Annotated in this window: 16 protein-coding genes; 6 read left to right on the top strand and 10 right to left on the bottom strand. The window is 62.1% G+C overall.

What is annotated here, in order from left to right; translation table 11 throughout:
- Positions 1-2: 2 nt before the first annotated feature.
- From SKTS_RS08325 to SKTS_RS08300, 6 genes are all read right to left on the bottom strand, one after another.
- Positions 3-1,652 (bottom strand): ExeA family protein, encoded by a 1,650-nt coding sequence (locus tag SKTS_RS08325; protein ID WP_173063126.1) that lies wholly within the window; start codon positions 1,650-1,652, stop codon positions 3-5.
- Between the two features lie 15 nt (positions 1,653-1,667).
- On the bottom strand, positions 1,668-1,838 hold the full coding sequence (locus tag SKTS_RS08320) for a hypothetical protein (protein ID WP_173063123.1): 171 nt from the start codon (positions 1,836-1,838) through the stop codon (positions 1,668-1,670).
- Between the two features lie 311 nt (positions 1,839-2,149).
- A complete protein-coding gene (locus SKTS_RS08315; protein WP_173063120.1) occupies positions 2,150-2,626 on the bottom strand; it encodes a hypothetical protein in 477 nt (158 codons plus the stop codon).
- Positions 2,627-2,763: 137 nt separating this feature from the next.
- Complete coding sequence (locus SKTS_RS08310) at positions 2,764-4,062, bottom strand: HD-GYP domain-containing protein (RefSeq protein ID WP_173063117.1); 1,299 nt, start codon at positions 4,060-4,062, stop codon at positions 2,764-2,766.
- 173 nt (positions 4,063-4,235) lie between these two features.
- On the bottom strand, positions 4,236-4,718 hold the full coding sequence (locus SKTS_RS08305) for a sll1863 family stress response protein (RefSeq protein WP_173063114.1): 483 nt from the start codon (positions 4,716-4,718) through the stop codon (positions 4,236-4,238).
- A gap of 296 nt (positions 4,719-5,014) precedes the next feature.
- On the bottom strand, positions 5,015-5,737 hold the full coding sequence (locus SKTS_RS08300; protein WP_173063111.1) for a PEP-CTERM sorting domain-containing protein: 723 nt from the start codon (positions 5,735-5,737) through the stop codon (positions 5,015-5,017).
- 397 nt (positions 5,738-6,134) lie between these two features.
- Between SKTS_RS08300 and SKTS_RS08295 the strand changes: the two genes are divergently transcribed.
- Entirely contained in the window at positions 6,135-7,091 is a 957-nt protein-coding gene (locus SKTS_RS08295; RefSeq protein ID WP_173063108.1) for an SAM-dependent methyltransferase, read from the top strand.
- 18 nt (positions 7,092-7,109) lie between these two features.
- Here the strand turns inward: SKTS_RS08295 and SKTS_RS08290 are convergent, their stop codons facing one another.
- Complete coding sequence (locus tag SKTS_RS08290; protein ID WP_173063104.1) at positions 7,110-8,306, bottom strand: HD-GYP domain-containing protein; 1,197 nt, start codon at positions 8,304-8,306, stop codon at positions 7,110-7,112.
- A gap of 322 nt (positions 8,307-8,628) precedes the next feature.
- Here SKTS_RS08290 and SKTS_RS08285 point away from each other — a divergent pair, with 322 nt between their 5' ends.
- From SKTS_RS08285 to SKTS_RS08265, 5 genes are read left to right on the top strand one after another with little or no spacing between them, the layout of a single operon-like run.
- Entirely contained in the window at positions 8,629-9,087 is a 459-nt protein-coding gene (locus SKTS_RS08285; RefSeq protein WP_173063101.1) for a (2Fe-2S)-binding protein, read from the top strand.
- Between the two features lie 3 nt (positions 9,088-9,090).
- Positions 9,091-11,277: a xanthine dehydrogenase family protein molybdopterin-binding subunit gene (locus SKTS_RS08280; protein ID WP_173063098.1), complete on the top strand. Its 2,187-nt coding sequence runs from the start codon at positions 9,091-9,093 to the stop codon at positions 11,275-11,277.
- Positions 11,277-12,278 carry an XdhC family protein gene (locus SKTS_RS08275; protein WP_173063095.1) on the top strand — a complete coding sequence of 334 codons (1,002 nt, stop codon included), beginning with the start codon at positions 11,277-11,279 and terminating at the stop codon, positions 12,276-12,278. Before SKTS_RS08280 ends, SKTS_RS08275 begins: the two co-directional genes overlap by 1 nt.
- On the top strand, positions 12,275-12,892 hold the full coding sequence (locus tag SKTS_RS08270; RefSeq protein ID WP_173063092.1) for a nucleotidyltransferase family protein: 618 nt from the start codon (positions 12,275-12,277) through the stop codon (positions 12,890-12,892). Before SKTS_RS08275 ends, SKTS_RS08270 begins: the two co-directional genes overlap by 4 nt.
- Before the next feature lie 48 nt (positions 12,893-12,940).
- Positions 12,941-13,630, top strand: a complete 690-nt coding sequence (locus SKTS_RS08265; protein ID WP_173063089.1) for a nucleotide-binding protein — start codon at positions 12,941-12,943, stop codon at positions 13,628-13,630.
- Between the two features lie 48 nt (positions 13,631-13,678).
- Here the strand turns inward: SKTS_RS08265 and SKTS_RS08260 are convergent, their stop codons facing one another.
- The 3 genes from SKTS_RS08260 to SKTS_RS08250 all read right to left on the bottom strand — a co-directional run bounded on the left by SKTS_RS08260 (position 13,679) and on the right by SKTS_RS08250 (position 18,276).
- Positions 13,679-14,716 (bottom strand): ADP-ribosylglycohydrolase family protein, encoded by a 1,038-nt coding sequence (locus SKTS_RS08260; protein ID WP_244617505.1) that lies wholly within the window; start codon positions 14,714-14,716, stop codon positions 13,679-13,681.
- A gap of 69 nt (positions 14,717-14,785) precedes the next feature.
- Positions 14,786-15,685, bottom strand: coding sequence for an HDOD domain-containing protein (locus SKTS_RS08255; protein WP_173063083.1), 900 nt, complete (start codon positions 15,683-15,685; stop codon positions 14,786-14,788).
- Positions 15,686-15,699: 14 nt separating this feature from the next.
- Positions 15,700-18,276 (bottom strand): bifunctional diguanylate cyclase/phosphodiesterase, encoded by a 2,577-nt coding sequence (locus tag SKTS_RS08250; protein WP_173063080.1) that lies wholly within the window; start codon positions 18,274-18,276, stop codon positions 15,700-15,702.
- Positions 18,277-18,313: the final 37 nt, after the last annotated feature.

Here is an 18,313-nt window from a genome sequence, read left to right as displayed (position 1 = left end):
GCCTATTTGTCTCCTGGCTGGGCAAGCAGTCTCGGTGCTTGCTGATCTGCTGCAGCGATGAGGTGCGTCAAAGTCTGGGGCCCGGCCATGCCGTCCGGCATCAAGCCATGCGCGAGCTGAAACTGTTTTACCTGTCGCGTCAGGCCAACATCGAACACGCGGTGACCCGACGCCCCCTCCGTTTTGCCTCGCGCCTGCGCGAGCAGCCTGCTCAGCCATTCCACGGCCGCCCCCCTGTCACCCGGCCGTATGTTCTTGTACCCTGACGGCGGCTCGCGCCAGAGCACGGTGTAATACCCGGACCAATGCGCTGCCAGCGCGCCCAGCCAGACCTCCCTGGTCTGGTCGCCGAGCGAGAACGTCGCCTTGTCGGCATCGAGGCGCATCAAGGTCGCATAGAATTCACGGCCCGCTTCGTCCTGCAGTTGGAGCACGGCGGGCCGGTTCAACTGGCGCAACTCCTCCAGCCCACCCCGGCTACTGCGGCAATACAATCCCGCGCTTTCCACGCGCCGGCACGCATCCGTTCCGGGAAAGTCCATATTCCACGCCAGAAACAACGCCGAGAAAGCCATGTCCCGGCTATTGGCGCGCGGTGCGCTAGCCGTCCATTCAAGACTATCCGCTACCGGCCTCGTAACAATCCCGCGCTCCTCATTTCTCGGCGCAACGCCCCTGACTGAAGCCGACATGGGTTTCTCGAGGGAGTCTCTTGCTTGAAGCGGCGCGCGCCCAGAATCGGGGAGATTTTGCTGCTGATACCATTGCGCGCCCCACGCTGCGCTGGCCAGCAGCAACAGCCCAGCCGACAGCTGGAACGCCCTGCGGCGGTACGCCGGAGTCGATGGCGGCAGGGTCTCGCGGGCGGCACGCATCAGGGTGGAACGGTCGACGCGGTCCTTGCCTTGCACATAGGTGCCCAGCAACGCCCGGTCGCACAACACATTGATGACCCGCGGCACGCCCCCCGTCAGGCGGTGGACAATCTTCATGAGCGAAGTGGAAAAAAGCTGCCGGTACACGCCCGACACCTCGAGGCGGTGCTGCACATACGCGGCAACTTCCTCCCTGTTCAACACCTCGAGGTGATAGCGCGCGACGATGCGCTGCGCAAGCTGCCGCAGTTCGGAACGTCCGAGCATGTCCGACAGTTCGGGCTGCCCGAGCAGGATGATCTGTAGCAGCTTGCGCTGGCTGGTTTCAAGGTTGGTGAGCAGCCTCATCTGTTCCAGCACATCGGTTGAGAGGTTCTGCGCTTCGTCGATGATCAGCACCGCGCGTTTTCCCTGCGCATGCGCGTCGAGAAGGAAGCGGGTGATGAGATCGACGAACAGTTTCAGGCTGGTATTGCCGGGAGGAAAATCGATGCCGAACTCGACGCAGATGGTGGAAAGCAATTCCGCCACCGTCAGGCGCGGGTTGAAAATATAAGCGACCACGCAGGCCTCGGGGATCTGTTCGAGCAGGCAGCGGCAAATCGTGGTCTTGCCGGTACCCACCTCGCCGGTAAGCAATACGAACCCGCCTTCGCCGTTGACCCCGTAGAGCAAATGAGCCAGCGCCTCCTGGTGGCGCTGGCTCATGTAAAGATAACGCGGGTCCGGCGCAATGGAAAACGGCGCCTCAGTAAGGGCGAAGTAGCTCAGGTACATGCTGGCCTCCCTGCTCTATACCTGCAATAGCGAGACGCTGGGGTTGACCTTGTAGTACAGCTCTTCAACCTCGCTATAGGTTATTTCGCTGAGGCGCGTGCTTTCGCTTTTCAGTTCCCGCTCCAATTCCGCAGGGCTCATGCTATGAAAATCAGACTCTAAGCCCTTGAGGATTTGTCGGATCATGTCTTCTTTTCCCATGACGCTTCCCCCTTGTTTTCGCAATCCGCATGCGGCTTGATCCTCGGCATGTATTAAGAGGATAGAGGGAAGAGGGTAGTATGACGATAAGGTACTGAATGTATATCTTGGCGCGCCAACCAGTAAAAACCGTTTTGTCGCAGGGAGTTCAGGGTCCGGCCTGAACGGTATGGAGAGGGACAGCGGGGGGTGGACTGGCAGCACCGAGCCAGTGGGCAAGAGAAAGCTCGGCTGCGCGGCTGGTTAGATGTCTGGGCTGGCGGCCTGCCAGCCCTCAAACCTGATTTTTCAAATCTCTAGCGATCACGGCCATGACCGCGATCATCACCGCGGCCGTTTCCATGGTTCCCGCGACGATCGTCTCTGCGCCCGTCCTGGCGGTCATCGCGTCGATCATCCCGGCGCTCGTCGCGGCGGTCATACCCACGATCGCCGTGACGTTCCTGGTAACGCGGGACATACTCGCGGTCATACCATCTGTCCTGCACGAAGTAGACGCGCTCGCCGCAGGCATTGTATTCGTGGCAGTGCTTGCTCCAGTGTTTGGCGTGACCTGGGGGTACGCGCAGATAGATCGGCGGACGGTTCGCCGGAATCCTTCCGATTATCATCGGCTGAGGATAAATCAATAGTGGCGGCGGATAACCGCCGATATCGAGTCGGCCATAAAAGCCGGGCTGACCGATGCTGATCGAGACGCCGACATCGGCAGCGAGCGCCGGGACGGTGAGGGTGGAGGCGGCCAACGCCGCTGCGATCAGAACACGTTTCATGTTGAATCTCCTGTGGTTAGCGATTCTTGAATGATCAACCCCCATTTAGTTTCGCTTTGGGTGTCTTTTGTTCCTGGCTTTCCTCCATGCCCCCCCCGAACAATCGCCAGGCAGGTTCAGGATGCGTTAACGAATTCCTATGTCAACAATATCTGTTCGGCTTGAGCAACACAAGCCAGCAGCGCTGCGGCAGCAGGGTCCGGTGTATCCGCCAGAGCGGGCCAGCGCCGCCGGATTTCGTTGACGGTGTATTTCAGCTGCCAGCCGATTTCGTGCAGCAGGTGTTCGAGCTCGGACAGGCTGGCGGGGTCTTCCTCGATGCCGTTGGTGATGGCGTGCAGCCCGGCCGAATTGTAGCCGACGTCGAACAACGATTTTTCCAGGTTGCTCACCCGTTCATCGGCATAAGTCAGGTAGTCCGCCATTTGGGCACCCCGGTAAGGCAACATGGCTTGTTTCCAGTCCGCGAGGGTCTTGGCGACTTGTTCCAAACGGACACAAATCGCTGCCGGGTCGATGCGCTTCTCGGGCGCAGCGGAAGCCTGCCCCTGCTTGGCAATGGCGGACAGATACCTCACTAAGTCCGCGCGGAACTGCCCCGGGTTGAGCTTGAGGATAACCTCGACCTGTGCGCAGGCACCTGTGGCCCCGCGGCTACACAGGCTGCCGGCAACTTCGGCCACCGCCAGGATCTGGCCGAGCGGATGGATCTTGTCTCCCTTGATATTGCGTGGATAGCCGCTGCCATCGAGGCGCTCATGGTGATTCAGCACGGTGGTGCTGACGTGAGGGTGGTATTCGGGGTATTCCTTGAGGATCAGGTAAGCGATCATCGGGTGCGCATAGATGTAATGGCGTTCCGCATCGGTTAGCGTACGCGTGCGATCGAGCAGAGCGGGGTCGATATGCAGCTCGCCAAGATCGTGAAACATGGCCGCCGCGGCCAGGTCTTTCATATCTGCCGGCTTGAGATGCAGGGACGCGCCAAGATAAAGACTGATCAAAGCGACGCGGATGGAGTGCGAATAGAGCTCGGGGTGCTTTTCCCGGGCCAGGGTGAGCTTGAAAGCAAGCGGCGGATTGAGAACGATCTGTGCCAGGGCATTGCGCAGCAGCAGCGCATCGGGCAAAGCGTTGGCCATGCGCCCCAGCACTGCATCGTCGTCTATCATCTTTGCCGCATCGAGAGCCAGGCTATAGGGCGTAACACCGTTCTTGGCCGCCAGGCTGCGATCGATTGGCGAAGAAGCCAGCTTGTGATGGATCAGGCGTTCGTAAAAGCTCTTGTCGAGGCGTGTGCCCTTGTTGACCAGTTTGATACCGCTTTGAGAATAGATATCTTCACTGCTGACGACCTCCACGCTTTCGCTCAAGTCAGTGACGCTTTTGAGGTAATAGAGGTCCGGATTGCTGATTGTTTCGGTGGATTGATCCATGTTCACATAATGCCAGATTCGGGCATTTCCACAAAAACCGACTCGACCGGGGAGGAAACTATTACCGAAGACAGCATGGCTTTTGCGCAGGACCTCACGCATCAGGCGAGGCAAAGGTTTTACTTTCACCTGCCGATCACACACGCCACCCTGACCAAGCGCCATTTCCAGGATTATTTCTTGTCCTCTCCCCCGTATTGCCTATCCGCCTTCTCCCATGTGTGGCGGAGCGATTTGTATGAATCCGAGAAACCCGTCTTCATGCGCTCCCACGCGTCAGCGGTGCTGTTTTTCAGCCCGCCGTACCATTCAGCCACTTGAACCCGCTGCTTGCGAAGCGCATCCAGGGTGCTGCGTGCCTGTTCGCGTGCGGCCGCGTCCATCTTGTCCCAGTTTTTGTCGATGCGCGCTTCCATGGCTGCGATGCGGACATCCAGGGCGTCGAGCGAGGCTTTCGCCTTTTTCGCCGCCTCGTCGCGCTTGTCGGCGGAATAGTTCTTGATCGCCTCGGCAGCGTCGGTGACCTCCCGTCGAACTTCCCTGGAGGTGGTCTTGCCATTTTCCTGCCCGGAAACCTCGTGCTGGGAGGCGAGGCTTAACGGGGCGATGCCCAGCAGCGCCGCCATGAGGACTGAAAGGCTTGCGTTCTTTTTCATGATGTTCTCCTGAGAGGATTGAGGCTGGCTCTTGCGCAATGGCCCGGAAGCGCGGGCATGCTTTTTTTCGTCTTTGCGCTGAATTTGAGCGGCCAGAGCCAATGCAAGTTCCGTTGCGAGCGATCTTCCAGGCCAGCATGATTAACGCGCCACTGGTGCTGAGCGTGGCGCCGATGGCCTTTCACTAGGCGGATATAGACGGATGCGAACTACGCAAGAACAGCGAGTAGATTTTCAGCCGAGCAATAAGAAGGCGGCCTTCCGGCCGCCTTTGGTTGTCAGACTTTCCGACAGTTTCAGGCCCTGCGGCGCATGAAGCCGAGGCCAAGCAGACCCAGGCCCAACAGCGCCATTGTGGCGGGCTCGGGAATGGGGTTGAGGTCGCCCTGAATCGCGGTGTTGTCCGTATCGGCGGTAAAGATCAGACTGCTGTTGGCGCCCAATCCACCAGCAGCACCGGTCACCGCGGAAAAGCCGATATCAAGCACGGTAAACAGATCGCCATAAACCGTACCGTTCAGCGCGACCTGGTTCATGTAGGTGGCAGCCACATTCAGGCCAGCAGGGCCGTCGACACTGGAGAAAGCCGTGCCACGAGCAGAACCGGGCGTGGTTTCCGGGTCCAGAATGGTGTCGAAAATCGTATCGCCCGTCCGACCATCGATGACCACTCGCGTTATGGAATTGGTCAGATTGGCTGACGTCAGCAATTCCCAGGAGGGCGAAAAGGTTGTAACGCCCGCAAAACCCAGAGACCAGGCAGTGCCCGTGGCAGCCCCGGCGGGATTGGCCCCGGCAGCCCAGATGACGGTTTCGCTCGAGCCGCCGCTGAAATAGGCAGTCACAGTCATACCTGCCATTTGCGCCCCACTTGTCGTGTAGGTGCTCAGGCCCGTGGTATTCAGCGTGGCGCCAGGGTTGAAGGAAACAGTAGGTGTAATGGCAACAGCGAAAGCGCTGCTACTTGCAAGCAGGGCGGCAGCGAAGGCTGTGGCGGTAGAGAGTTTTTTGAGTTTCATTTTATTCTCCAGGGAAAAGTTTCAACGAAAAAGTTTTTGGACCGAGACCAGGCCCTTTGCTTCAACATAAGCATCAACCATTCCAAGGAACTTTATCTCTATATATACAAATAGTTAAAATAATTCACTGATGGGCAGCGCAGGACAGTGTAAAAAAACCCGACATCCAGGTCCTTAATTAACGACGAGTCGCTGCAACTGCGTGGAGCGATGCGCTCATGGCGCTTGTTTAAACAGTGCGTCGAGGCTCGGCAGCACGGCCTCCACCGCGCGCTCGTCCCGTCGGCACAGTCCCACTGATAATTTATGCATCCTTCTCTTTCGAGCAAGATACAACTGTTTGATACTATCCAGTCTCGATGGGCAGACCAAATCCAGACATGTCAAAGATATTTTCATGAAACAGGCGGCTTACGCAAAAGCGGTGGAATGGCTGAAGACCAAGCCGTCCCTGGACGAGCTTTGCGCCAGCTACCCCAAGGAATGGGCAGCGGTGCAGCAGGATATTTCAGCCATCGTCGAGAGCGGCCGCGCGGAAGACCTGAAGGCCTATCTGGCGCGCGTATCCGCACACGCGGCGTCGGTCAAGCCTGCTCCCGGCAGCCGCCAGGCAAGCCTCGAAACTGCACTGTCGCACCTGGTCCGTAGCCGCATGGCCCACGAATCGGTCAAAAAACTCTCCCTGTCCACGCTGGCGTCCAATGCAGGCGCTACGAAAGGCAAGCTGCGCTTCAATCTGTTCAACGGTTTTATCGCCCAGAAACTGCTGTTCGCCAGGGAGCTGGAGCGCAAGCCGGTTTCCCTGTTCTGGTTCCGCCTGCTGTGGCCGCTGGTGTGGCAGAAAAAGCGCCTCATGCCCCTGGTGCAAGCGCGGGGAATCTGCTGTTTCTATTCGCGCGCACTGATCGAGGCCCTGGCCGGGATGATCGGCGGCAGAAGCTGCCTGGAAATCGCGGCGGGAGACGGAACCTTGACGCGCTTCCTGAAAGACCGGGGGATCCAGCTGAGCGCGACGGACAACCACGGCTGGACAAATGCCGTGACCTACCCCGAATGGGTGGTCAAGCTCGATGCCCGCGAAGCGCTGGCCACCTATACGCCGGAAGTGGTGATCTGTTCCTGGCCGCCGGCGGAGAATGATTTCGAGCGCCACGTGTTCACTACGCCCAGCGTACAGCTTTACATCGTCATCGGCAGCCGCCACGAAGTCGCTTTCGGCAACTGGAAAGACTACCGGCAGCAATCCGCTTTCGATTTCGCAGAGGATAAAAAACTGGGCGCCCTAGTGCTGCCGCCCGAACTGGGCTCTGCCGTTTACGTGTTCCGGCGCAAGCCGCCTGCCGGGACCAGCTAGCGGACTGCTCCCGCTGGCCTACAGCCCGTAACCCCAGGCCGTCGGCCAGTCGAAATCCGGCAATTTCGGCAACTGGTCATGGGCGTAGCCGCGGATTTCATACTGGCCGAAACCGATCTGCCTCAGGCGAGGCGCTTCCAGCGGGTGTCCCAAAGCATCGAAGATGGCGTAAACCTGCGACGGCTTGTTGTGAAGCCCGCTCTGGCGGCGCGTGACGAGCGCCAGCTCGCGGTTGCTCAGGCGCACCAGGCTGCCCGGCGGGAAGCGGCCGAGCACGTCGATCAGGCGGCGCACCAGGGTATGATCCAGGCGCAGCAGGTCGGCGCCGAAAACGTGTTCCACCAGCATCGGGATTTCCCGCGCGTGCATGATGTTCCAGTGGCGCGGCGGGCGCGACCTGCGCCCGGTCACGCGGGCCGCGAAGGTGTCCGCGACGCGCACGATGCGCGAGGACAGCGCGATGTCGGCGCCCTTGAGCTGTAGCGGATAGCCGCTGCCGTCGACATTCTCGTGATGCAGCGCCACAGCGTCGACCCATGCGCCGTCGAATTTCCCGATCCTCCCCAGCAGCCTTACGCTTTCCAGCGGATGCAGGCGCAGCGCGTCCTGGAGGCCGCTGTCGAGCGCGCCATAAAGCTCATACATTTCGTCGTGCAGGGACAACTGCGCCAGGTTCATGGTCAGCGCGCCGCCGATCATGCTTTCCAGTTCATCCCCTTCGTAACTGCAAGCCGCTGCCAGCTCTGCCGTGAGCAGGGCGACATGGATGGTGTGCCAGATGCTGTGGCGGCCGAAACGCGCCAGGCGGGCATAGCCGAGACAGGCATCGGCATCCGCAGCCCACAGCTCCCGGACCTGCCGTACCAGGCTAGCCAGCTCCCCTACGGCAACGTGTTCGCCCCGCGCAATGCGCGCGGCTATGTCGGACAGGTCGCCGGCGACCCGCTGCAGTCCGCGAATCGGGTCGAGAAAGGAAATCTGCCCGGCTTCCGCGGCGCGGCAATAGAAGCGCCCGGCATACGAAGGGTCGCCGACGCTCTGCGGTATCGTGCTGCCGGCCTTGATCCAGACCGCGCCACGGGCGTTGAAAATGTCGCACGGCGTACGATGGCCGATCAGATCGTGCGGCACGACGACGGGGCGCAGCATGCGGCTGAAAACTGCCGCAGCGGAACCGGCGTGTCCGCGTGGATGAGGGTTGCTGTAAGGGATCATGAATGCTTTTCCCGATGAGAGAAAGGTAGAACGGAAACCGTTCGACGCAAGAAATGCGCCAGAGTTCGACGCCGCCCGAAGGCGATGCACCAAAACCGTCGCTCACGGCCAGGGAGGCGGCCTTCAGCGCATGCCCGTGAGCGTGCCGCCCCGCAGGGGCTGCGGCTGTGCGGCAATTCCGTCCGCGCGGCGGAGTGCGGACGGTAATTCTTGCCGGCCAACCCGCGCGGCAAAAGTAGGTATCGACCCCATGTCCGGCTCATGACCGCTTTGCTAGGGTACGGTTTCCCGCCCATATCACCGCGGATAACGGAGGATTCCCATGCTCTCTTTGATCGTCAACGGCAAACCGCGCGAGGTGGACGTTGCGCCCGACACGCCCCTGCTGTGGGTGCTGCGCGACACCCTCGGCCTCACCGGCACCAAGTTCGGCTGCGGCGAAGCGCTGTGCGGGGCCTGCACCGTGCACCTGAACGGCGCCCCGGTACGCGCCTGCAAGACGCCGGTTTCCGTGGCAGCCGGGCAAAAGATCACCACCATCGAAGGCGCGTCCGGCAAGGCCGCCCAGGCACTGCTGCAGGCCTGGGTCGAGCTCGACGTGCCGCAATGCGGCTATTGCCAGCCGGGCCAGATCATGTCCGCCACCGCACTGCTGACGCACAACCACCGCCCCAGCGACGCCGATATCGACGCCGCGCTGGACGGCAACCTGTGCCGCTGCGCCACCTATCAGCGCATACGCGCGGCAGTGCACCACGCCGCGGCAAAGATGAGGGCCTGAGACATGGACACGACCATCGACCTTGGCCGGCGCGACTTCCTCAAGGCCGGTGCCGCGCTGGGAGCGGGGCTGACCATCGCCTTCTACCTGCCCTCCGGCCTGGCTGCCAAACTGCCCGCCGCAACGACCTTCAAGCCCAATGCCTTCATCCGCGTCGCGCCGGACGGCAGCGTGACGGTGATCGTCAAGCACCTGGAGATGGGCCAGGGCGTCAACACCGGCTTGCCGACCCTGGTGGCCGAGGAACTGGATGTGCCCTGGGACAAGATCCGGGTGGAATCCGCCCCGGCCGACGCTACGCTCTACAACAACCTGCAGTGGGGCAAGATGCAGGGCACCGGCGGCAGCAGCTCGATGGCCAACTCCTATTTGCAGCTGCGCCGCGCCGGGGCCACGGCGCGCGCCATGCTGATCGCCGCGGCGGCGGACATGTGGAAGGTGGACGCGAAAAGCCTCTCCACCAGGGACGGCATGGTGCTGCACGCCTCCAGCCGGCGCAAGGCCGGCTACGGCCAGCTGGCGGAAAGCGCAGCGACCATGCCGGTGCCGCAGGACGTGGCTCTCAAGCCGGCGCGCGATTTCAAGTACATCGGCAAACAGTTCAAGCGCACCGACGCCAAGGCGAAGAGCAATGGCAGCGCAGAGTTTGCCGGCGATCTCAGGCTGCCGGGCATGCTGACCGCAGTGCTGGCGCGCCCGCCCAGCTTCGGCGCCAGGGCCGCAAAGGTGCGCCCGGACAAGGCGCTGGCCCTGCCCGGCGTGCGCGCCGTGGTCGAAGTGCCGCGCGGGGTCGCGGTGATCGCCGCGGATTTCTGGGCGGCGAAAAAAGGGCGCGACGCGCTGCAGATCGAATGGGACGAAAGCGCCGCCGAGCGGGTATCCAGCGCCGAACTGCGCCAGCGCTACCTGGACCTGCTGGACAAGCCAGGCACGGTGGCGCGCAACGAGGGCGACGCAGCCACGGCCTTCACCGCCGCACCCACCAAGTTCGAAGCACGCTTCGAGTTCCCCTACCTGGCCCATGCCCCGATGGAGCCGCTCAACTGCGTGGTACACCTCAAGGACGACAGCTGCGAAATCTGGGCCGGTTCCCAATCGCAGACTTCCGACCAGGCCACCGCTGCGCACATCGCCGGACTCAAGCCCGAGCAGGTGTTTATCCACACCACTTTCGCGGGCGGCAGCTTCGGGCGGCGCGCCAACCCGGCCTCCGACTACATCGCCGAAGCCGTGTCGGTAGCCAGGGCGACGCGCCATCTCGACGCGCCGATCCGGCTCATGTGGACGCGCGAAGACGACCTGCACGGCGGCTTTTACCGTCCCATGTTCGTCCACGCGCTGAGTGCCGGACTCGACGCAGAGGGCAGCCCGGTGGCATGGAGCCAGCGCATCGTCGGCCAGTCCATTCTTGCCGGCACGCCTTTCGAATCCGCCATGGTCAAGGACGGCATCGACAGGACCTCGGTCGAAGGTGCAGCGAATCTCGCCTACGCCATCCCCAACCTGCACGTCGACCTGCATTCGCCCAGGGTAGGGATACCCGTGTTGTGGTGGCGCAGCGTCGGCCACACCCACACCGCATTCGCGACCGAAGCGTTCATGGACGAGCTGGCCCTGGCGGCGAAGCGCGACCCCTACCTGTTTCGCCGCGACCTGCTGGCGCAACAGCCGCGCCTCAAAGGCGTGCTGGAGCTGGCCGCCGACAAGGCCGGCTGGAGCAAGCCGCTGGCGGAAAAACCAGGTGTGCGCAGAGGGCGCGGCATCGCGGTGCACGAGTCTTTCCACACTTACGTGGCGGAGGTGGCGGAAGTCAGCGTCCGCCCCGATGGGTCGTTCCGCGTGGACCGCGTGGTATGCGCTGTGGACTGCGGCCTGGCGGTCAACCCGGACCAGGTCAGGGCGCAAATGGAAGGCGGCATCGGCTTCGCCCTTTCGGCCGCGCGGCACAGCGCAATCACGTTCAAGGACGGGCGGGTCGAACAGGCCAATTTCGACAGCTACCCGCTGCTGCGCATCAGCGAAATGCCCCAGGTCGAGGTGCACATCATGCCGTCCGAAGCCGCGCCCACCGGCGTCGGCGAACCGGGCGTGCCGCCGCTCGCCCCGGCCGTGGCCAACGCCCTGTTCGCCGCAACCGGCAAGCGCCTGCGCCGGCTGCCGTTCGAAACCGCGGAACTGAGGAGCGCGTGATGCAAAGCGCAGACGTAGAAGTTTTCCGCAAATGCCTGGAATGGCGCGAGGAAGGCCATGAGGTCATGCTGGCCACGGTCGTGGCGACCTGGGGTTCCTCGCCGCGCCCGGTGGGTTCGCTGCTCGCGGTGCGCGACGACGGCCTGCCGGCGGGATCGGTTTCGGGCGGCTGCATCGAAGCAGACCTGATCGAACGCGTGCGCCTGGCGCCGGTCACTCGGCCGGAAATCGTCGGCTATGGCGGTTCCCCGGAGGAATCGCGGCGCTTCGGCCTGCCCTGCGGGGGCAAGCTGCAACTGGTGCTCGAGCATGCCCCCGGCAAGCCGCTGCTGCATGCGCTTCTGAACATGCTGAATCAGCGCAAGCTGGTCGGCCGTCGCCTTGAACTCGCCACTGGTCTGGCGAGCCTGTACGCACCTGCGGCCGACGAAATCACACGCTGCGACGGGCACACGCTGCATGTCGTCCACGGGCCACACTGGCGCCTGCTGCTGATCGGCGCGGGCCAGGTTTCACAGTACCTGGCCCGCATGGCCCAGGCGCTGGATTACCAGGTGCTGGTGTGCGATCCGCGCGAGGAATACCGCCTCGCCTGGGATGTGCCGGAGGCGGAACTGCTGCCCGCCATGCCGGACGACGCAGTCAGGGCCCTGAACCCGGATGGACGCAGCGCGGTGATCGCGCTAGCCCACGACCCCCGACTCGATGATCTTGCCCTGCTCGAAGCACTTAAATCGCCAGCCTTCTACGTCGGCGCCCTGGGCTCGCAATCCAATAACGCTCAGCGCCGCGACCGGCTGCGGCTGTTCGATCTCGACACGGAGGCTGTTAACCGCCTGCATGGGCCGGTCGGCCTGCCCATCGGCAGCCGCACCCCGGCTGAAATCGCCGTGGCCATCCTGGCGGAATTAACTGCGTTGCGTCACGGCATCATCCTGCGTACCGCTTCTCCTGCCGCGCGCGAACCCACGTTTGCTCGCCAACCGGCCATCGCCACGTGATAACCGGCATCCTGCTCGCCGCGGGTGCGGGCAGCCGCTTCGGCGGCGACAAGCTGCTGGTCCCCCTGGCCGATGGCATGCCGCTCGGCGTCAAGTCAGGGCGCAACCTGCTTGGCGGCGTCGATTGCGCCATCGCCGTGGTGCGCCCCGCCGACCGGGTGCTGGCGCGTCTGTACGAAGAAGCCGGCTTGCGCGTGACGTACTGCCCCGATGCCGCTGCCGGCATGGGCGCCAGCCTGGCCTGCGGCGTGAGGGCGGCGGCCGATGCGAACGGCTGGCTGATCGCGCTGGCGGACATGCCTTATATCCACACCGACACCATCCGCGCCGTAACTGGCCTGCTGCGCGCCGGTGCTGCCCTCGCTGCCCCGCGCCATCAGGGACGGCGCGGCCATCCGGTCGGTTTCGCTCAGGCATTTTTCGACGAGCTGACCAGTCTCGGCGACGATCGCGGCGCCTCTTCCCTGCTCGCGGCTCATGCATCGAGCCTCCAATACCTGGACTGCGACGATCCAGGCATACTCATCGACATCGACAACCGTTCCGACCTGGCGAATAACCTGCATGCGCCCGCTTCCGGTTTTCGCGCGCAGTCCCATGCAGGCTGCCCTTGAATCCGCTGCTATACTTGCGCCTTCTGCCTCCCAAGGAATATCCAGACCATGAAAGCCTTCCTGACGATCTGCATGATCGCTGCCGCCCCCTTCGTCTGGGCTGGCGAACCCCCTGCTCATTCCCCTGCTGCTGCCGCCGCCGTCAAAGGCGAGGTGCTCGAGGTAAAGGAGGTCGAAAACTATTCCTACCTGCGCCTCAAGACCAGGGACGGCGAGACCTGGGCAGCAGTCAACAAGACACAGGTCCGCAAAGGCAGCGAAGTCACGATTGAAAACGTGATGGTGATGCACAACTTCGAAAGCAAGTCGCTGAAGAAGACCTTCCCGACGATTCTTTTCGGCACGCTGGGCGGCGCCGGAAACTATGTGAGCACGGCCCACGCCGGTCTCGCCAACCCGGCGGACAGCGCCGATGTCCGTGTCCCCAAGGCGAGCGGCGCGAACGCGCGGACCGTCGCGGAAATCATGACCAAGAGTGCCGAGCTGAAGAACAAGCCCGTTGTGGTACGCGGCAAGGTGGTGAAATACAACCCGAACATCATGGGCAAGAACTGGGTCCATCTGCGCGATGGCTCGGGTTCCGCCGCGGACAAGACGAACGATGTGCTGGTGACGACAATGAGTCAGGCGAAGGCCGGCGATATCGTGACGGCGAAAGGCATCGTGCGCACCGACAAGGACTTCGGCTCGGGCTATTCCTATAGAGTTCTCGTCGAAGACGCAACGCTGCAGCCCTGATTCGGCACGCCATTCAATCCCCCCGCGAAGCGGCAGGCGGGGGCTCCCCTAGATCGCGGCCAGCACGCCAAGCTTCTTGGCCAGTTCCTGTAATTCCCCGCCATTCTCCAGACCGTCGATAAAGCGCCGCGGAATACCGCTCAAGCCGACTTGTGCGCCCACCAGCGCGCCGGCCAGCATGGCGCGCGACATGTTCTGCCCGCCGCCGTTGATGGCGTGCAGAACGGCGGATTCGAAGTCGTCCGCGAACCGGGCGGCGAGGTAATAGGCAGCTGGTAGCTGGTGGTAGATGGCACAGGGCATGCCGTAGACGAGGGACACCTTCCACGCGGGCTCGATACGGATGTCGGGGTCGGCGGCGGCGAGAGCGGCGTAATGCGGCGTCAGCAGCGCGTCGGGGGAAGAGAAGCGACCGGCGAGCGGCGGGTCCGGGTCGCCGGGACGGGGCGCCGCGAAGCCGCTTCTCACCACGCTATGGAAAGGCAGCTCCCCGCTTTGCACCAGCTGCATCAGCTTGTCAGAAACGGCCGGCGTCAGCGTCTCGCCGTTGACCAGTAGCGACAGGACGCAGTTGTACGCCGTGCTCATAGCGATGATCGCCTCGTCTCCCTGGGTGAGACGGCAATTGGAAGAAACGGTTGCGGCGACCTGCCGCGGCTGTTTCGCGTAGCGCGCCGCCAGCACGATGGCGCGTTCGGCCGATTCCGTGGTGTCCGCGTGGCCGCCGGTTTCCGCCCATGACTTGTGCTGCTCCACGCGCCGCCGGTAGGCTTCACGTATCGACTGGTTGGTGTACCCACCGGGACCGTAGACCGGCGTTCCATCGAGCAGCGGGAACAATTCCGCATCCAGCCGCCGCGTGAAGTCGTCCTCCCGGTATTCCCCGTGCTCGACCACGGAGCGCAGCAGCATGACCAGGATGAGGCCGCTCTGCGACAGCTGCCCGGCCCGCATGCCGCCGTGATAGCGCTCCGGCCCGGGCGTGGTGTAGCCGGTGATCCACGAACCGTAGTCGCGATGCAGTTCGTCGAGGTTGTAGTACCAGTGGCACCCCAGCCCGAGCGCATCGCCGATCAGGGCGCCCATGACGGCCCCGGCAGCGCGATCCTGAATCATGTCAGCCTCCTTCGGTGAAGCAGGGAAAAATTACGTGCCCTACACCTCGCTGGTGACGACCGAGGCGGACTCCTCATAGATTTCCGCCAGGTCTTGTTCGTCGAGGTTCAGCAGATGCAGGCAGGATGTCCCTAGCTTGTTCCATTCCTGGCCCTGACTCAGCCCGGTGTGGTACTGGAACAAGTGCTCGGCAAGCTGAGCGGTAGCGATCAGGCCTAGCGTCGCTGCGGGCAGTTTCGAATCACTGCCTTGCTCGAGCATTTCCTGGTCATGGTGGTGGCGGATGGCCAGGCTGATTTCGTCCGGCAGCCACCAGCTTTGCGCCAGCAGGCAGCCGACCGCGGCATGGTTGGTCGGGAAAGCGGCCTGCTCGACGGCGACGAAGCTGAGCGCGCTTTCCTCGTTGGCGGCTTTCAGCACCTCCCGGTACTGGTCGAAGCGCCGCATCAGTATCGGTATGCCGCAATCGCGGAACAGGCTGAAGGTATAGGCGTCGTCAGGGCGTACCTTGATGCCGTCATGGAAGCGCTTCGCCAGCCAGCCGCCAAGGCGGGCAATAGTGGCGGTGGCGTGCCAGAATCGCTCCAGGCTGGGCGTAAGCGGAAACAGTTTTCGCAGCATGATCCCGGCGATGGCACGGCTTGAGACGCCCAGGCCCAGCATGTGCAGCGCTTCGTTGACAGAACGGACGCGGTTCTGCAAACCGAAAAAAGGCGAGTTGGCGATTGCGATCAGCCCGGCAGCCAGACTGACGTCGGAGCAGATGATGCGGTCGAGCTGGTTGAAGTCCGGTTCGTCCTTGCTCATTTCCGCATTGATCCGTTCGAGAATCGCGGGACACGGCGGAATGCCGATGTCGCGAATCGCGTTGCTGAGCAGGTCGCCGACGCGGGCGGCGTCCTGCTCTGACGCGGAGGTGGCGTTGATCTCGGGTGACATTTTATTTCCCTTTTTTACGGGATCAGCTTTAGCTGCTGCGTGTTATTGGCGACGTACCTGGCGAATTCGTCCGCTGGCAGCGGCCGCGAAAAATAGTACCCCTGCCCCTCGTCGCAATACTGGAGCCGCAGGAACGACAGCAGGTGTTCATCCTCCACGCCTTCCGCGATGGTCTTGAGGTTGAGGTTTCTCGCCATCTGGATAATGGCCCGTACGATGGTTGCATCGTTGGGGTTATTGATCATGTCGCAGATGAAGGAGCGGTCGATTTTCAGTTTGTCGACGTTGAACCGCTTGAGGTAGGACAGGCTGGAATAGCCCGTGCCGAAATCGTCGATCGACAACATCAGGCCATGCGATTTAAGGCGCTGCACGGTTTCCAGCACCTTTTCCGTATCCTGGATGAGGATGGACTCGGTCAGCTCGAGCTCCAGCAAGGCCGGCGGCAGTCCGGAATCGGCGAGCGCCCGCAGCACGCTCTGTTCCAGATCGCCGCGTGTGAATTGCATCGCCGAGATGTTTACCGCCATGACGAACTCGGGCAATCCTGCCTCGAGCCATTCCACGGCCTGGCGGCAGGCTTCCTGCAACACCCAGTCCCCCATGGGCACGATCAGTCCGCTTTCTTCGGCAGTCGGCAGGAAAGTTGCGGGCAACAACAATCCGAGTTCCGGATGGTTCCAGCGGATCAGTGCCTCGGCGCCGATCACGGCACCGCTGGAGAGGCTGATCTGCGGCTGGTAATGGAGGGCAAGTTCGCCGTGCTCCAGGGCGCGCCGCAGGCCCACGCGAATGTGTTGATGTGCGACCGCATCGACGTTCATCTGCTCGGTGTAGAAACGGAACGCGTTGCGCCCTGCGCCCTTGGCGTGGTACATGGCCCGGTCGGCAAACTTCAGCAGGGTGTCGATATCCTTACTGTCGTCCGGATAAACGGCAATACCGACCGATAATGAAGTCGCTATTTCATTGCCGCCGATGATGAAGGTTTCCTCGAGTCTTTCCAGGATCTTTTCCGCGAAGAGGGTGATGGCTTCAGCATCGGGCACATCCGAAAGCACGATCAGGAACTCGTCGCCGCCCTGCCGGCTGATCGTATCGGTCTCATGCGTGCATTCGCGCAGGCGCTCCGCAACCGCGATCAGCAGCTCATCTCCGATGGCATGTCCGAAGGAGTCGTTGATGGTCTTGAAGTTGTCGAGGTCGAGGAACAGAACGGCGGTCTTCGTGCCCGCACGTTCGGTATAGGCGATGGCCATTTCGAGGTGGTCCCTGGCCAGCAGGCGATTGGGCAGCTTGGTGAGCGCGTCGTGATAGGCCAGGAATTCGATTTGCGCTTCGACTTTCTTGCGATCTGTGATGTTTTCGACCTGGGCAAGAAAATGCAAAGGGGTGTTCTTGGCATCCCTGACGATAGAACCGGTAACCTGGACCCATACAATCTGGTCATCGCTGCGGATATAGCGCTTTTCCATCTGGAAAGCCCCGATTTCTCCGTCCAGCAGGCGCTTTATGTTGGCCAGATCGGCATCCAGGTCATCCGGATGGGTGATGTCCTGAAATCTCAGTTTTTTCAGTTCGGCTCTTTCGTACCCGAGAATCTGGCAAAGCGCCTGATTGACTTTAGAAAAAGTCCCGTCCAGCGCCACAATGGCCATCCCGATCGGGGCATTTTCGAACGCATCGAGAAAGCGTTCCTCACTGTTGTAAAGCGATTCGTAGGCATTCTGCTGGCGCATCAGGGCACGGTAAATCAGCAGCGAGGTCAACAGCGTGGCGACGAAAAACAGGATGCCCCACGCAGCCTCCTTGACGAGGCTTGTCCTCCAGTCGGCCAAATAGTCTTCGCTGGCGAGACCCACCGTGACATAAAGCGGATAGTCGCCGATCTTGCGGTAGGAATAGGCTCGCTCGACATTGTCCAGCACCGCAGCGACCCTGTACGTGCCGGCAGTTTGACCCGCGTCGATTAGCTGTTTGAGCGGGAGCGAAATGGTGGGTTTGCCGATAGCGCTCGCCGCTCCCAGCCGTTCGGGGTAGCGCGCCAATATGTTCAGGTCCAAGTCCCTGAGGTTGGCGACGCCCTTGCTGCCGAGGTCGAGCTTTGAAAAGGTCTTTACCAGATGGTCCAGCGAAAGATTGACGTACACCACGCCGGCAAAGCTTCCATCCGGGTGATTGATCCGTCGCGACATCGGCAGCGACCATCGGTTGTCGCTGCGCGTCTGCACCGGACGGTCGATTACCAGACCTGCGTTGGCGTTGTCGCGCTGACTGGCGAAAAATTTCCGCTCAGCCACATTCGCAATGCCGGGCGTAGCCGGGTTACCGTAGGCGACGCTTCCTCGCTCATCCGCCACGCACAGGCTGTCGATTTCCCGCAGGAGCGACTGCTGCCGCAGCAGGAAGTCATTCAATTCCTTCTGGCCGACCTTCCCGGAACTGAACTGTCGCATGACTTCATCGCCTGCAGCGAGCAGCGTTATGTCGATTTTTTCGATGTCCCCGCCAATCTCTCCTTCAAGTACCCTGGAGAGGTTTTTAGCGGTGGTTTCTGCGCGGTCCTGGTATTGATGCCAGCTCTGACGCAACGACGATGCCGCCAGGAACAGCACGAACAGATTGACG

The sequence above is a fragment of the Sulfurimicrobium lacus genome, from assembly GCF_011764585.1.
In the GTDB taxonomy this organism is placed as follows: Bacteria; Pseudomonadota; Gammaproteobacteria; order Burkholderiales; family Sulfuricellaceae; genus Sulfurimicrobium; species Sulfurimicrobium lacus.
This window is presented reverse-complemented; position numbering and strand designations above follow the sequence as displayed.

Coding starts and splice junctions, on each gene's coding strand:
- SKTS_RS08325 (WP_173063126.1), bottom strand. CDS start 1,652: ATGTACCTGAGCTACTTCGCCCTTACTGAGGCGCCGTTTTCCATTGCG.
- SKTS_RS08320 (WP_173063123.1), bottom strand. CDS start 1,838: ATGATCCGACAAATCCTCAAGGGCTTAGAGTCTGATTTTCATAGCATG.
- SKTS_RS08315 (WP_173063120.1), bottom strand. CDS start 2,626: ATGAAACGTGTTCTGATCGCAGCGGCGTTGGCCGCCTCCACCCTCACC.
- SKTS_RS08310 (WP_173063117.1), bottom strand. CDS start 4,062: ATGGATCAATCCACCGAAACAATCAGCAATCCGGACCTCTATTACCTC.
- SKTS_RS08305 (WP_173063114.1), bottom strand. CDS start 4,718: ATGAAAAAGAACGCAAGCCTTTCAGTCCTCATGGCGGCGCTGCTGGGC.
- SKTS_RS08300 (WP_173063111.1), bottom strand. CDS start 5,737: ATGAAACTCAAAAAACTCTCTACCGCCACAGCCTTCGCTGCCGCCCTG.
- SKTS_RS08295 (WP_173063108.1), top strand. CDS start 6,135: ATGAAACAGGCGGCTTACGCAAAAGCGGTGGAATGGCTGAAGACCAAG.
- SKTS_RS08290 (WP_173063104.1), bottom strand. CDS start 8,306: ATGATCCCTTACAGCAACCCTCATCCACGCGGACACGCCGGTTCCGCT.
- SKTS_RS08285 (WP_173063101.1), top strand. CDS start 8,629: ATGCTCTCTTTGATCGTCAACGGCAAACCGCGCGAGGTGGACGTTGCG.
- SKTS_RS08280 (WP_173063098.1), top strand. CDS start 9,091: ATGGACACGACCATCGACCTTGGCCGGCGCGACTTCCTCAAGGCCGGT.
- SKTS_RS08275 (WP_173063095.1), top strand. CDS start 11,277: ATGCAAAGCGCAGACGTAGAAGTTTTCCGCAAATGCCTGGAATGGCGC.
- SKTS_RS08265 (WP_173063089.1), top strand. CDS start 12,941: ATGAAAGCCTTCCTGACGATCTGCATGATCGCTGCCGCCCCCTTCGTC.
- SKTS_RS08260 (WP_244617505.1), bottom strand. CDS start 14,716: ATGGGCGCCCTGATCGGCGATGCGCTCGGGCTGGGGTGCCACTGGTAC.
- SKTS_RS08255 (WP_173063083.1), bottom strand. CDS start 15,685: ATGTCACCCGAGATCAACGCCACCTCCGCGTCAGAGCAGGACGCCGCC.